Origin of the sequence: Spinactinospora alkalitolerans, from assembly GCF_013408795.1 — a bacterium.
GTDB lineage: Bacteria > Actinomycetota > Actinomycetes > Streptosporangiales > Streptosporangiaceae > Spinactinospora > Spinactinospora alkalitolerans.
The window spans coordinates 5,188,676-5,202,265 of sequence record NZ_JACCCC010000001.1 but is presented as its reverse complement, the minus strand read 5'-3'; the positions used below and the strand labels follow the sequence as shown (position 1 = coordinate 5,202,265).

11 protein-coding genes are annotated in these 13,590 nt (G+C 71.4%); 3 read left to right on the top strand and 8 right to left on the bottom strand.

The window, feature by feature from the left end:
• Positions 1-255 precede the first annotated feature (255 nt).
• The 7 genes from HDA32_RS23205 to HDA32_RS23175 form a co-directional block, all read right to left on the bottom strand.
• The gene (locus HDA32_RS23205; protein WP_179645214.1) at positions 256-1,209 is read right to left on the bottom strand and encodes an oxygenase MpaB family protein; all 954 of its coding nucleotides are present in this window, start codon (positions 1,207-1,209) and stop codon (positions 256-258) included.
• Between the two features lie 208 nt (positions 1,210-1,417).
• A complete protein-coding gene (locus HDA32_RS23200; RefSeq protein WP_179645213.1) occupies positions 1,418-2,005 on the bottom strand; it encodes a GTP-binding protein in 588 nt (195 codons plus the stop codon).
• Positions 1,986-2,360: a DUF742 domain-containing protein gene (locus HDA32_RS23195; protein ID WP_179645212.1), complete on the bottom strand. Its 375-nt coding sequence runs from the start codon at positions 2,358-2,360 to the stop codon at positions 1,986-1,988. The genes HDA32_RS23200 and HDA32_RS23195 overlap by 20 nt, the downstream gene beginning before the upstream one ends.
• A gap of 12 nt (positions 2,361-2,372) precedes the next feature.
• Positions 2,373-2,822, bottom strand: coding sequence for a roadblock/LC7 domain-containing protein (locus HDA32_RS23190; protein WP_179645211.1), 450 nt, complete (start codon positions 2,820-2,822; stop codon positions 2,373-2,375).
• Entirely contained in the window at positions 2,819-5,263 is a 2,445-nt protein-coding gene (locus HDA32_RS23185; protein ID WP_179645210.1) for a sensor histidine kinase, read from the bottom strand. The genes HDA32_RS23190 and HDA32_RS23185 overlap by 4 nt, the downstream gene beginning before the upstream one ends.
• A 395-nt stretch (positions 5,264-5,658) precedes the next feature.
• Positions 5,659-6,051: a DUF3592 domain-containing protein gene (locus HDA32_RS23180; protein WP_179645209.1), complete on the bottom strand. Its 393-nt coding sequence runs from the start codon at positions 6,049-6,051 to the stop codon at positions 5,659-5,661.
• A 460-nt stretch (positions 6,052-6,511) separates the two neighbouring features.
• Entirely contained in the window at positions 6,512-7,951 is a 1,440-nt protein-coding gene (locus HDA32_RS23175) for a GuaB1 family IMP dehydrogenase-related protein (protein ID WP_179645208.1), read from the bottom strand.
• Positions 7,952-8,179: 228 nt separating this feature from the next.
• Between HDA32_RS23175 and HDA32_RS23170 the strand changes: the two genes are divergently transcribed.
• A complete protein-coding gene (locus HDA32_RS23170; RefSeq protein ID WP_179645207.1) occupies positions 8,180-9,178 on the top strand; it encodes a CDP-alcohol phosphatidyltransferase family protein in 999 nt (332 codons plus the stop codon).
• Positions 9,179-9,404: 226 nt separating this feature from the next.
• On the opposite strand, the gene HDA32_RS23165 is transcribed toward HDA32_RS23170, so the two are convergent.
• Complete coding sequence (locus HDA32_RS23165) at positions 9,405-10,487, bottom strand: acyltransferase family protein (protein ID WP_179645206.1); 1,083 nt, start codon at positions 10,485-10,487, stop codon at positions 9,405-9,407.
• 402 nt (positions 10,488-10,889) lie between these two features.
• Here HDA32_RS23165 and HDA32_RS23160 point away from each other — a divergent pair, with 402 nt between their 5' ends.
• Both HDA32_RS23160 and HDA32_RS23155 read left to right on the top strand, forming a co-directional pair.
• Positions 10,890-12,680 (top strand): amidohydrolase, encoded by a 1,791-nt coding sequence (locus HDA32_RS23160; protein ID WP_179645205.1) that lies wholly within the window; start codon positions 10,890-10,892, stop codon positions 12,678-12,680.
• 94 nt (positions 12,681-12,774) lie between these two features.
• Positions 12,775-13,572, top strand: a complete 798-nt coding sequence (locus HDA32_RS23155) for a M48 family metallopeptidase (protein WP_179645204.1) — start codon at positions 12,775-12,777, stop codon at positions 13,570-13,572.
• The last annotated feature ends 18 nt before the right edge of the window (positions 13,573-13,590 follow it).

Below are 13,590 nucleotides of genomic sequence, written 5' to 3'. Positions count from 1 at the left end.
GGGTTTTTACAACCTCAGCCCCAGGAAGGGGTTCGCGGTGAACGGGCGGCCCGTTGTGTGGCCGGAGGCTCGTGTGCGGGGTGCCCGGCTCCGCGCGAAGCACACCGGTCACCCTACGGTCCAGGCCGAAACCGTGATTTCGGTATGTGCCGAAGGCGGCGGGTCTGCTTCGCGCACGGGTGCGCAGTCCACCTCAAGGGGCCTTCGGCCACATGAGGGAGCCGCACCCGCGCGAACCTCTTCCTGGGGCGGGTCTTAAAGACCCCCCGGGGTCGAGGTCGTGGAACCCCCCGACGCCGGGACGCGGGCTCCGGTCTCGGGGACCTCGGTGGTCACCAGGTCGTGCGGCACGGGGCAGCCCTTGGGGAAGGTGCCGATCCTGGACACGTCGTAGCCGTCGGGGTAGCTGCGGATGTTCGGGCTCATCCGCGCCCAGAACGGCTCCTCGCGCGGCGGCATGAACCGCACCACCCTGGCGCGCGCCCTCAGTCCGGCCTTGGCGGCGAAACGCCAGAACCACGAGGGCCGGTCGTAGCGGAACGCCGTGATCAGCCGGTCGTCCAGCAGGCCCATCGTGAACGGGCGGATGATCGGCCGCTGCCACGCCGGGTAGAAGTCCACCATGATGCCGAGGGTGGCGTCGGAGACCCTGCGGCCGCCCTCGCTGTAGCCGAAGTGCGCGCGCTCGTAGGAGTCGAACAGCTCGTGGAACTCGGCGTAGGTCCCGGGGATCCGCTTGATCCCCATGTGCCTGCCGAGCATGCGGTAGTAGTTGGTGTTCGCGGCGATCTCGTGCTCGGTGAGCCGGCGCCAGCCGTAGCCCCAGTCGTTGAGCCAGCGCACCGGCATGACCACGAACGTGCTCAGCACGTAGAGGTAGTCGTCGTTGCTGATGTCGTAGGAGCGGTGCATCTGGTTCATCCGGCGCAGCGCGTCGCGGCCCTCGCCCGGCCCGAACCCGTGCTCCATCATCGCGTCGAGGATGAGCGCGGTGTCGTCGTAGCGGTGCTGCGTGCGCTCGGTGAACTCGCGGGTCTCCCCGAGCAGCTCGCCGATGCTGGGCACGGCGTAAGTCCGGTACAGCGCGAGGCCCAGTGCCTGGGACATGTCCCACGGGAACTCGTGGGTGGAGATGATCTGGGTGATCCGCAGGCAGTCGGCCTCGGCGTCCAGCCGGTGGATCTCGTCGTACCAGTCGTACCGTTTCATGCGGGCTCTTTCGATTTCGCCTTCGCCGTCTGGCCATTTGGCACGCAAGGCAGCCGCCGTCTCGGGCGGCGCGAGGTTACCAATTCGTAGGGTAATCCGCGTCCGCGCCGAGGGCAGCGGGAAAAACCGGCTCTATGTACTTATTGTCGCATTCGTAATCTTCCGTACGCGGCCGGGGAGCCCTGCGGCGCCGGCGGTGCCGCTTCCCTCACACGGTCGCCGAAACCGCCGCCGCGACGTGCTGCACCAGCGTCAGCAGCACTTCCTTGCCCGATTCCCGCATCCGCGCGTCGCACAGCACGACGGGAACGCCCGAGGAAATGCTGAGCGCCTCCCTGACCTCGTCGGATTCGTAGCGGTGCGCTCCGTCGAAGCAGTTCACCGCGACGATGAACGGGATCGACCGCCGCTCGAAGAAGTCCACCGAGGGGAAGCAGGTCTCCAGCCGGCGGGTGTCGGCGAGCACCACCGCGCCCAGCGAGCCGAGCGCCAACTCGTCCCACATGAACCAGAACCGCTGCTGGCCCGGCGTGCCGAACAGGTAGAGCACCAGGTCGTCGTTGATGGTGATGCGGCCGAAGTCCAGCGCCACCGTCGTGGTGGTCTTCTGCTCCACGCCCGAGGTGTCGTCGACGTCGAGGCTCGCCTCGGTCATCAGCTCCTCGGTGCTCAGCGGGGAGATCTCACTGACCGAGCCGACCAGGGTGGTCTTGCCGGCGCCGAATCCGCCCGCGATGAGGATCTTGATGGCGGAGGGGATCGGCTCCGCGCCGCGGTCAGAGTCGTTGGATGCCATCGAGTACCGCCTGCAGTATGTCCCGGCTGACCGGGCTCTGTGTGGTGTAAGGGGCGCGGGCGAGGACGTAGCCCCGCCCGATCAGGTCGCTCAGCAGGACCTTGACCACGGCCACCGGGACGTCCAGGTGGGCCGAGACCTCGGCGACCGACAGCGGCCGCCGGCAGAGTTCGAGGATGGACACCTGCTCGGGTTCGAGGGACATCTCGTCCACATCGGCGCGGGCGGCGATGACCACGCTGATCATGTCCAGTTGCACCGTGTCCGAGCGCTGCCGCCCCAGGGTCATGATGTAGGGGCGGACCAGGGGGCCGACCTCTTCGGAGTCGGGACCGAGTGAGTGCCGATCCGGCATGCCTGCTCCCCGCTATCGAGCCGAGTTCTCGGACACCTGAGGGTTGACGGGGTCCGGGCCGCCGTCATGGCGCGGCGCGGCGTCCAGGAAGCGGCCGACCTGCTCCACGAGCACGTTCATCTCGTAGGCGATGAGGCCGACGTCGGAACCCTCCTCGGAGATGACCGCCAGGCAGGCGCCGCTGCCCGCACCCGTGACGAACAGGTAGGCGTGCTCCATCTCCACCACGGTCTGCAGCACCCGGCCGCCGCCGAACTGCCGTCCGGTACCGCGGGCCAGGCTCTGGAACGCCGAGGCCACCGCGGACAGGTGCTCGGCATCGTCCTTGCCCAGATCCTTGGACTTGCCGATGAGCAGCCCGTCGGCGGAGAGCACGATGGCGCACGTGGCTCCGACCGCCCGGTCGACGAGCTCGTCGAGCAGCCAGTCCAGGTCCCTGGAGGCGTTGTTCGTCACGGTCATGCATCCTTCTCGGTGTCGTTCTGCCGCTGGCGGCCCTCCAGGCGCCCCCGCCGGGTGCCCTGCTGGAAGGCCGACATGCTCTGCCGGAGGCGCTGCGAACGGTCCTGCTCCTCGGCCGGCGAGGGGGCCGCCGCCGCATCGGGGAAGAGGGACGGGGAGTCGCCGTGCAACTGCGGGGCCAGGTTCGCCTGCGGCGTGCGCTTGGGGAGCTTCGGGCGCCCGCCGGCCCCCTCCGCCGGCTCGGAGGGCTCCTGGCGTTCCTGCGTCGGCTGCTCCGGGCGGCCCTCGCCGGGGACGCGGCGCGGCAGCCGCCGCACCGGCGGCTGCGCCCCGCCGGCGGGTGCCGCGGCCAGCACGTCGCCCCCGCCGGGCGCCGCGGGCGCGGGCTCCTCCGCTCCGGCCGGGGCGCTCCCGCCGTCGGCCGCGGCCTCCTCCCGCGCGGCCTCCTCCTGCGGCGCGTCCGGGGCGTCCTGCGCGGGCCCGTCGTCCAGGGGCGTCTGGTCGGTGACGATGAGGGACGAGGGCAGCAGCACGATCGCCTGCACGCCGCCGTAGGGCGACCCGCGCAGCCGCACCTTGATGTCGTGGCGCTGAGCCAGCCGCGAGACCACGAACAGGCCCAGGCGCATCTTCTCGTTGATGCGCATCACGTCGAACTCCGGCGGGTTGGCCAGCAGCTCGTTGGCGGCCTTGAACTCCTCCTCCTGCATGCCCAGGCCGCGGTCCTCGATCTCGACCGTCACGCCGTTGGGTACCTGCTCGCTGCGCAGGTGCACGTGCGTGTGCGGCGGGGAGAAGGTGGTGGCGTTGTCGACCAGCTCGGCGACCAGGTGGATGACGTCGGCGACCGCGGGGCCGTTGAGCGAGACCCTGGCGATCCGCTGCCGCTTGACCCGGGTGTAGTCGCCGGACTCGGAGATGGCGCCGCGCAGCACGTCGATCAGGGGCATCGGGCGGTGCCAGGTGCGGCCCGGGGACTCACCCCCCAGGATCAGCAGGTTCTCGGCGTTGCGGCGGGAGCGGGTGGCCAGGTGGTCCAGCTTGAACAGCTCGGTCAACTGCTCCGGGTCCTCCTGGTCGCGCTCCATCCGGTCCAGCAGCCGCAACTGGCGGTGCACCAGCGTCTGGCTGCGGTGCGCGATGTTGAGGAACACCCGGTTGACGCCCTCGCGCAACTCCGCCTGCTGCACGGCCACCTCGACGGCCGTGCGCTGGGCGGCGTTGAACGAGCGGGCGACCTGGCCGATCTCGTCGGGCTGGTGCGGCAGTTCGGGGACCTCCTCGGCGATGTCCACCGTCTCGCTGCGCCGCAGCCGCTCCACGAGGGCGGGCAGCCGCCGGTCGGCGATTTCCTGGGTGTCGTCGCGCAACCGGTGCAGCCGCGTGACCACGCGCTGGGCGGATCGGTTGGAGAAGACGAACGCCAGCACCGCGATCGCGGCGACGCCGAGGCTGCCCGCCGCCGCGAGCAGGATGGCCCGGTTGGCGAGCGCGGCCTGGAGGTCGCCGGAGTACAGCGCCTGCGTCGCGCCGATCTCGGTGAGCTCGTCCTTGACCGGGACGTAGACCTCGCGCCATTCGGCCTCGCTGACCGGCATCTCCAGGTTCTCGCCCGCCTCGCCGGTCAAGGGGTCGACGGTGGATGCGATCCGGCGCCCGGCGATCTCGTCCTCGAGCTCCTGCAGCTCGGCGTAGTCCTCGCTGTCGCGCAGCGCGGTCAGCCGTTCGGTCTGCTCGGGGCCGAGGTAGTCGCCGACCGCGCCGAGCATGCCCTGGTAGGCGCCGAGCAGCCGGGTGAACTCCTCCTGGTCGGCGCGACTCAGCTCACCGGAGGCGAACGCACGGGCCAGCCGGGCGTCGGCCTGGGCGAACAGGTCCACCGCGCGGAAGACGTAGGTGGCGCTCAGCCCGGTGCCCACGACCTCCTTGGTCGGGTTGGCCCGGGACTGCTCGTCGAACAGGTCGGCTCCGGCCAACGACAGGGCGTTGTAGTACTCCAGGACGTCGGCGCGGGACGCCTGGCCGCTGTTCACGAGACCGCGGACCTCGGAGATCTCGCCGAACCGGTCGCGGAGGTCGATGATGCGGTCCTGCACCGGTTCGGGGGAGAACGGGAGCAGGCCCTCGAACTTGTCCAGGATCTCGGTCATCGACCGGTCGGAGGCCGCGCGGGCCTCGTCCAGCTCGTCGCGCTGCCGCTCCGGCTCCTCCAGGTAGGCGATGGTCGCCGAGCGCTCGTCCATCACCGCGGTCAGCGCGATGGCCGCGGGGGTCAGCAGCTCCTCGTTGCCCTTGACGACCGCGTACTGCAGGGCCGCGCCGTAGAACAGGTAGCAGCTGACGACCAGCCACAGCGCGATGAGCACCGATGTGGGGGCCAGGACGATCCTCCGGAGGCGCGACTTGATCGTGCGATCTCGCCTCTTCGTTGCTGCCTGCACTGCTCTCCTATAGCCCGTGAACCGCTGAGCGCGCCGGACTCTGGGACGGCGGGATGCCGAAGGGGGAGACGCCACGGAGGGGACCGGGTGCGCACGGCATCGGATGAACCGGGTGGACGCGGCGGAAAGAAGTCGTAACTCCACCAATAAGGTGAATCCGGCCATCGGATCGTACCGTTTCCCGCCGAATCGTCATCGCCTGGGAATGCGGAGAGACGGCCGCCGACCGCCTCGTCGACGGTCCGATATCGCACCCGGTTCGACCGTTTGCGCATTTCACCGTGGTGGAGCAGGGAAGAGCGCCGGTGGAGGCGCCGAGCGTGAAGAATTATCAAATAGTTACAGAACGCGTTGGTAACATCACACGGGACCGGGCGGGGTCGGTTACCGTCCGCTCACCCCCAGGCGAAGGCGCCCATCAGCCCGCCGATCAGCACCATGGCGGCGCCCAGGCCCGTGAAGATGCCCCGCGGCCAACCGCTCAGCCAGGCGCCGGCGACGATGCGGGCCTCCTCGGGCCGGTGCGGGTCGTAGGAGACGGTGACGGTCTCGCCGTGCTTCGCCGCCGCCCAGCCCGTGTTGCCCTGCGTGGCGAGGACCTCGCGGCCGTCGTCGGTGCGGAACCGCACGATCATCCGCGCCGAGCGCTTCGTCTCCCGGTAGCCCACGACCTCGCCCTGGGCGCGCACGCCGCGCGCCGCGAGGGACGACGCGCTCCTGGCGTCGCGGAACAGCCAGACCAGCAGGGCCAGGCCGATGCCGATGGGGAGCAGCGGGTACAGCGCCATGGACTCACCTGTGGCTCGATGGGACGGTCCTGCGGCCATTGTGCCCAATCGCCCGCCCGGGCGGTGCGCGGGCCGGGTCCCGTGTCGCGGGGGCCGTCCGCCGCCGGGGGGCGTCGGGTCCGCGGCCCGGACGCGGTCCCGCCGCTCGGCCGCGACGGCCGGGCCGCTGCGGCCGCCCCTGACGGGCGTCACCGGCGCCGCCCGGCGTCCTCCCCCTCCCTCGCGAGGATGACCCGCACCCCCCTCTTCCGGGGGTGTGCGGATACGTCCGGCGGCCGATGCGCCCGCACCGGGCGCGGTCCTACCGTGGTGATCGTGGCCGGCGGGGCACGTTACGGGGATGCGCGGTCCGGCCACGGCAGTGAGACGGGGGACCGGGTCGGGCGCGTCCCGGACTCCGCGCGGCCGGCGGGCCCGAGCGCACCGGCTCGGGCCCGCCTTCGTCGGAGCCGCTGCGCGGCTACCAGCCGGCGGGGACCGGCTTGCCCTCGCTGTAGCCGGCCGCGCTCTGCACGCCGACGGTGGCGCGCTCGTGGAACTCCGCCAGCGTGGTCGCGCCGGCGTAGGTCATGGAGCTGCGCACACCGGCGACGATCTCGTCGATCAGGTCCTCGACGCTGGGGCGCTCGGGGTCCAGGTACATCCGGCCGGTGGAGATGCCCTCCTCGAACAGCGCCTTGCGCGCGCGCTCGAACGGGGAGTCCTCGGCGGTGCGCAGCCGCACCGCGCGGGCCGAGGCCATGCCGAAGCTCTCCTTGTAGAGCCGGCCCTGGGCGTCGCGCATCACGTCGCCGGGGGACTCGTAGGTGCCGGCGAACCAGGAGCCGATCATCACGTTGCTCGCGCCGGCGGCCAGGGCCAGGGCGACGTCGCGCGGGTGCCGCACGCCGCCGTCGGCCCAGACGGACCCGCCCAGCTCGTGCGCCGCCTCCGCGCACTCCAGCACGGCGGAGAACTGCGGCCGGCCCACGGCCGTCATCATCCGCGTCGTGCACATCGCGCCCGGCCCCACGCCGACCTTGACGATGTCGGCGCCGGCCTCGATCAGGTCGCGGGTGCCCTCGGCGGTGACGATGTTGCCCGCCACGATCGGCACCGAGGGGTCGAGCCCGCGCACCCGCTTCAGCGCGCCGATCATCTTCTCCTGGTGGCCGTGCGCGGTGTCGATGATCAGCGTGTCGGCTCCGGCCTCCAGCAGTTCGGCGGCCTTGCCCTCGACGTCGCCGTTGATGCCCACCGCGGCCGCGACGCGCAGTCGGCCGCCGGGATCGACCGCCGGCCGGTACAGCGTGGCGCGCAGCGCTCCGGTGCGGGTCAGCACCCCGACCAGGGCGCCCTCGGTGTCGACGACCGGGGCCAGCCGGTGCCGGAAGTCGTGCAGCGTGCCGAACGCCTCCTTGGGGTCGGTCTCGGCCGGCACGGTCAGCAGGTCGGTGGACATGACCTCGCGCAGCTGGGTGAAGCGGTCCACGCCGGTGCAGTCGGCGTCGGTGACCACGCCGATCGGGCGGCGCCCGCCGTCGATGACGATGACCGCGTTGTGCGCCCGCTTGGGCAGCAGGTTCAGCGCGTCGCCGACGGTGTCCTCCGGGCCCAGCGTGATCGCGGTGTCGTGGACGAGGTGGCGCCTCTTGGTCCACTGGATCACCTCGGAGACGACGTCGATCGGGATGTCCTGGGGGATGACGGCCACACCGCCGCGCCGCGCGATGGTCTCGGCCATGCGGCGACCGGCCACCGCGGTCATGTTCGCGACTACGATGGGAATCGTCGTGCCGGTGCCGTCGTGGGACGCGAGATCCACGTCCAGCCGGGAGCCCACAGCCGAGCGCCGCGGGACCATGAACACGTCGCTGTAGGTCAGGTCGTGGTCGGGAACCTGGTTGTTCAGAAAGCGCACGCCTCTACCTCGGTCGTTGCTGCCGGGGGTTCTCCGGTCCTCGGGACACCCGAGCCGAAACCCCCCTTACCTGTCAATTATGGCCGTGCCGATTAGGTCCCCCGACACCTGTCTGCAATGATCTTGCGGCTGATGTTCACCCTCCCTCCCGGTCGGGCCGGATGTCCGCCTTCGGCGAATGCGGCGCCCCGGTCGGCGATTCACAGCGGGAGTCCCGCAGGAGATGAGATGACGAGCTTCACACTCGCGGACGTCCGTGAGCGTACGTACAAGAAACGTGACGCGTGGTGGACGGTGTTCCTCGTGGACCCGCTCGCGGCCCGGCTGGTCGTGTGGACCGCCAACCGCACCGCCATCACCCCGAACCAGATCACCTTCGGCGCGGGGGTGCTGGGCCTGGGATCGGCCGTCTGCTTCGCGCTGGCCACCTGGCCGTGGCTGGTGGCGGGCGCGGTGCTGTTCCACCTCAGCTTCGTGCTGGACTGCATGGACGGCAAGATCGCCCGGCTGAAGCACAACGGCTCGGTGTTCGGCGCGTGGGTCGACTTCGTGTTCGACCGCATCCGGTTCTTCGGCTGCATGCTGGCGCTGCTGATCGGCCAGTGGGCCCGCACCGGCGAGGCGGTGTACCTGATCCTCGCGCCCGTCGTGACCTTCGTCGACCTGCTGCGCTACCTCAACGGTTCACAGGTCGCCAAGACCCGGCAGAGCATGCGCGAGAAGCTGCGCGCCGCGGCCCAGGGGAAGTCGGTCGACGCCGGAGTGGACGACCCCGAGAGCACCGAGGCGCCCGAGGGCGCCGCGCCGGCCGACAGCGGTGAGACCGCCCCGGTGGTGTTCATGGAGGAGGTCCTGCGCGACAATCCCGACATCGGTGCCGACCAGGTGCGCAGCGGCGCCCACCCCGCCGGGGCGCGCGTCATCGACGTCCACAAGGGGTTCAGCTCCAGGTTCGGCCGGTACGAACGGGTGCGCGCTTTCCTGCTGCGCAGCCGGGTCCGCCCGCACCTGTTCAGCGGCATCGAGTTCGAGATGTTCGTCTGCGTCCTCGCGCCGCTCACCGCGCTCGTCGCGCTGGTCTCGTCGCTGCCCAGCCTGATCGTCCCGGTGCTGGTCCTCTCCTGCGCCGCGCTGCTGCTGTTCGAGGTGGTCATCGTCTACAAGCTGTGGCTGGCCACCCGGGACTTCGGCAGGGAGCTGGAACGGCTCCAGGCATCCCGAGAATAGCCGGAGTACCCGCGGGAAGGCTGCGGCGAGAGCGCGGCCCCATGTCGTCCACCTGAAGAAGGGCGCTCGCCTGTGGGCCGCGCCTCGCCGCCGAAGCGGTGGGAGACCCGGCCAAAAGCGGGTTCAAGGCGTGCTTCGGCCGGGAGGAGCGGGCCGCGGCCTGGCGTGGGAGGCACCGGTGTCCTTGATGGGCCCGCACTCTCCCGGCAGCCTTCTGCCGCCGCTTTCAGACCGGGTTCCGTTCCCGGTCCCCGCGGTCGGGGGCGCGGCGCAGCATCCATTCCACGCTCGGCTCGACGGCCCACTTCGCGGCCCTGCGGACCCACGGGGACAGCAGCAGGAACACCAGCGCCACCGCGACCGCGGTGTTGAGGGCCAGGCCCCAGTGGCCCTCGGTGAACTCGTACCAGCCGAACTGCTCGGCGATCCGGATCGGCAGGCCGTGCAGCAGGAACACGTACATGGTCAGCGTGCCCAGCCCGGTGAACCAGGTCGTGCGGCGCGGGGTCAGCGACAGCAGCGCCGCCGTCAGCGAGGCGGCCAGCACCATGAAGACCAGGCGCCCGGAGATCCCGATCGGCAGGACGTCGACGTCGCGGTCGAGCAGGCTCTCGCGCCAGTACACCCACTCCAGGCTCAACTGCTCCAGGTAGACGTAGGACATCGCCGCGGTGATCAGCACCACGCCGACCGACCAGGTCCGCACCCAGCGCTGCCTGAGGAAGTCGAAGTGGTGCGGCTCCAGCAGCAGGCCGAGGACGAAGAACGGCAGCAGGCTCAGGATCCGCGACATCCCGAACGCCTCGCCGGTCTCCACGACGCCCGCGGCCAGCGAGACCAGGACCGCCACGGGCAGGGGGTGGCGGATGCGCCTCCAGATCGGCACCGTCAGCCGCCACACGAACAGCGCGGCCAGGAACCAGGTGAGCCAGAGCGGTTCCAGCGGGGTGTCGGGCAGGCCGCGGTCCGCGGTCAGCGACTGCAGCGCGTAGATGCCCCAGAAGATCAGGTACGGCGCGGCCACGGTCGTCAGCAGCCGGTCCACCCGCCGGGCGCCGCCGTCGAACGACTTGGACAGGTATCCGCTGATCAGCACGAACGCGGGCATGTGGAACAGGTAGATCCAGAAGTAGACCGCGTCGGCGAGCCGGGTGTCGGTGGCCGGTGAGATCACGTGCCCGACCACCACGAGTACGATGAGCAGGAACTTCGCGTTGTCGAGCAGTGCGTCGCGCCGTTTGGGCGCGGCCGCGCCGCCGCCGTCCGGTCGGGAGCGGTCTCGCCGGGATGCTGTGCTGGTTGGGGCCACGAGGTCTCCGTGTCACCGTTTCGGGATTGGGACATGGGCGCAGGAACGGGCAGCCGTCACGCGCCGGCGCGGGATCGGGCGAACCCCGGGAATCGGAGCGCCGGCTCTTAGAGGATGAGGCTGGGAATTCGCTGAGAACGCAGACTATCGGCCAGGACCGAACAGGGCTGTTCCGGGGGTGCGGAACCGCTCCCTCAGGGTGACGGGAGGCAGGTCGGGGCGGCGTCCACCACGGAACGCGATGATCGGCACACCGGTGCGCGGCCGCCCGGCGCCCCCGGGGCCGCCGCCGGAGGGGCATCCGTTTGAGATTCGTTATCCCCGGCGGGAGAATCGGCGCGGCGGTACCGCACCGGGGCGTCCCGGGGGCGCCGCCATCCCTCCGGACCGAAGTAGAAGGCGGTGGAAGCAGTGCCGCAGGCGGTCGATCCGCGACGTGCAGCAGAGCACGGAAGCGCGGTCATGCGGCTCGTCGACGAGATCTTTCCCCTGGTTGAGGGGTTCTACGTCGACCTGCACAGGAACCCTGAACTCTCGTACCAGGAGCACCGCACCGCGCGGGCCGTGGCCGAGTGGCTCTCGCGCGCCGGATACGAGGTCGCCACCGGCGTGGGCGGCACCGGCGTCGTGGGTGTCCTGCGCAACGGCGAGGGGCCCACCGTCCTGCTGCGCGGGGACATGGACGCGCTGCCGGTGGAGGAGAAGACCGGCCTGCCCTACGCCAGCACCGCGCACGGCGTGGACGGCGAGGGCAACGACGTCCCGATCATGCACGCCTGCGGCCACGACGTGCACACCGCGTGCCTGGTGGGAACCGCCGACCTGCTGGCGGGCTCCCGCGACCGCTGGAGCGGCACGCTGATGGTCGTGGCCCAGCCCGCCGAGGAGATGATCGACGGCGCCACCGGGATGCTCGCCGACGGCCTCTACACCCGTTTCGGCCGACCCGATATCGCCCTCGCTCAGCACGTGGGGCCGCAGCCGGCCGGCATGCTCGTGCACCGCGCCGGGGTCATCATGGGCGCCTCCACCACGGTCAGGGTGCGGGTCTTCGGCACCGGCGGGCACGGCTCCCAGCCGCACGCCACGGTCGACCCGGTGGTGATCGCGGCCAACATCGTCACCCGGCTGCAGACCATCGTGGCCCGCGAGATCAACCCCAGCGAGATGGCCGTGGTCACGGTCGGCATGCTGCGGGCCGGCACCAAGTCCAACATCATCCCCGACGAGGCCTACCTGGAGGTCAACACCCGCGCCCACAACGACGCGGTGCTGGACCGGGTGCACGCCTCGATCGAGCGGATCGTCCGCGCCGAGGCCGAGGCCTCCGGCGCGCCGCGGGAGCCGGAGGTCACCCGGGTGCAGGAGGCCGGGGTCACCCGCAACGAGCCGGACCAGGCGCGGTCGCTGGCCGCGACACACCGCGCCTACTTCGGCGACCCCTACGTCATCGACCTGCCCGAGCCGTTCACCGGCAGCGAGGACTTCGGCGAGTTCGGGCTCCCCGGCGACCCCGACCCGATCCCCTGCGTCCTCTGGTTCGTCGGCGGCACCCCGCACGACGTGTGGTCGGAGGCCCCGGGGGAGACCCCGTTCGAGAAGCTCGCCGGGGTGCCGGGCAACCACTCGCCCTTCTTCGCCCCCGACCGCGAGCCGACGCTGCGCGCCGGCCTGGCCGCGCTGACCCTCGGCGCGCTCACCTACCTGGGGCGCCCGGACGCGCCCCTCGACCACGCCGGCGCGGCAACGGCCGAGCAGCGGCCCATCGCCGTCGACGAGGCGCCCGGGCCCGCGCCGATCGAGGAACCCTGCAACGAGGACGACGACGAGGACGAGAAGGAGGGCGAGTCCACCCAGCGGGCCGACATGGACGTGCTGCTCGGCGACGACGAGGAACGGCGGGAGTCCGGCCGGTACCCGGGCGCGGACGAGCACCCGTCCGGCGACGAGGACGGGCCGAGGGAGTCCCCGCGCCACGCCGGCGGCATGGACGAGCTGCTCGACCCGCCCCCGCCGGCGCACGGCCCCACCCGGGGCACCGAGACCGGGCCGTCGGAGTCCTTCGGCATGCCCGAACCCACGGGCCCGGCCTACTCGGCGCCGCCGCCCTCGGGCCCGCCGATCTCCGCCCCGCCGCCCCCGCCCGACTCCACCCCCTACCCGGACCCCGACGACCCGCCGTACCGCCTCTGACCGGATCCGGCCGAACCGGTCGCCAGGGCGACAATCGCCTCACCCGGGTGCGGCACCGCTGAAAACCCGACCCTCCGCCGCAGAGAATGGCCCCATGGTCATCTTGCGTTGGGGGAGCGGCCGACGGCGGCGGACCCTGAGGCATCCCCGGGAGAACCTGCTCCTGGGGGTGTGCGTCGCGGTCACCCTGCTCACGCTGGTGGGAGCGGCCAACCGGGCCGTCGCCGGCGACACCGGACAGCCGCTGCTGCTGCTCGGCGTGCCCGCGCTGGTGTTCTTCGTCCGCGGGCAGCTCTACGCCTCGCAGCGGGTCAACGGGGTGCGCATCAGCGAGACGCAGTTCCCCGACGCGCACCGGATGGTCGCCGACGCGGCGCGGGCGTTCGATCTGCCGCGCGTGCCCGACGCCTATGTGGTGCTCGGCAACGGCCGGATCAACGCGTTCGCCTCGGGGCACGGGTTCCGCCGCTACGTCGCGATCAACAGCGACCTGTTCGAGATCGGCGGCAAGCTGGCCGACCCCGACGCGCTGCGTTTCGTGATCGGCCACGAGGTGGGCCACATCGCCGCCGGGCACAGCTCGTTCTGGCGGCAGTTGGGCATCTCCATCGCCAACATCATCCCCGGGATCGGCAGCACGCTCAGCCGGGCCCAGGAGTACACGGCCGACAACCACGCCTACGAGTTCTGCCCCGAGGGCGTGACCGGCCTGCGCGTGCTCGCGGCCGGCAAGTACCTCTACGAGTCCGTGGACTTCGACGACATCGCCGCGCGGGCCCGCACCGACCAGGGATTCTTCGTCATGCTGGTGAACTTCCTGTCCAGCCACCCGATCAACACCTGGCGCTTCGCCGCCCTGCGCGATCGCGACACCCCCGGCCGCGTCCTGTGAGCCCGTGGAGACGGGGCG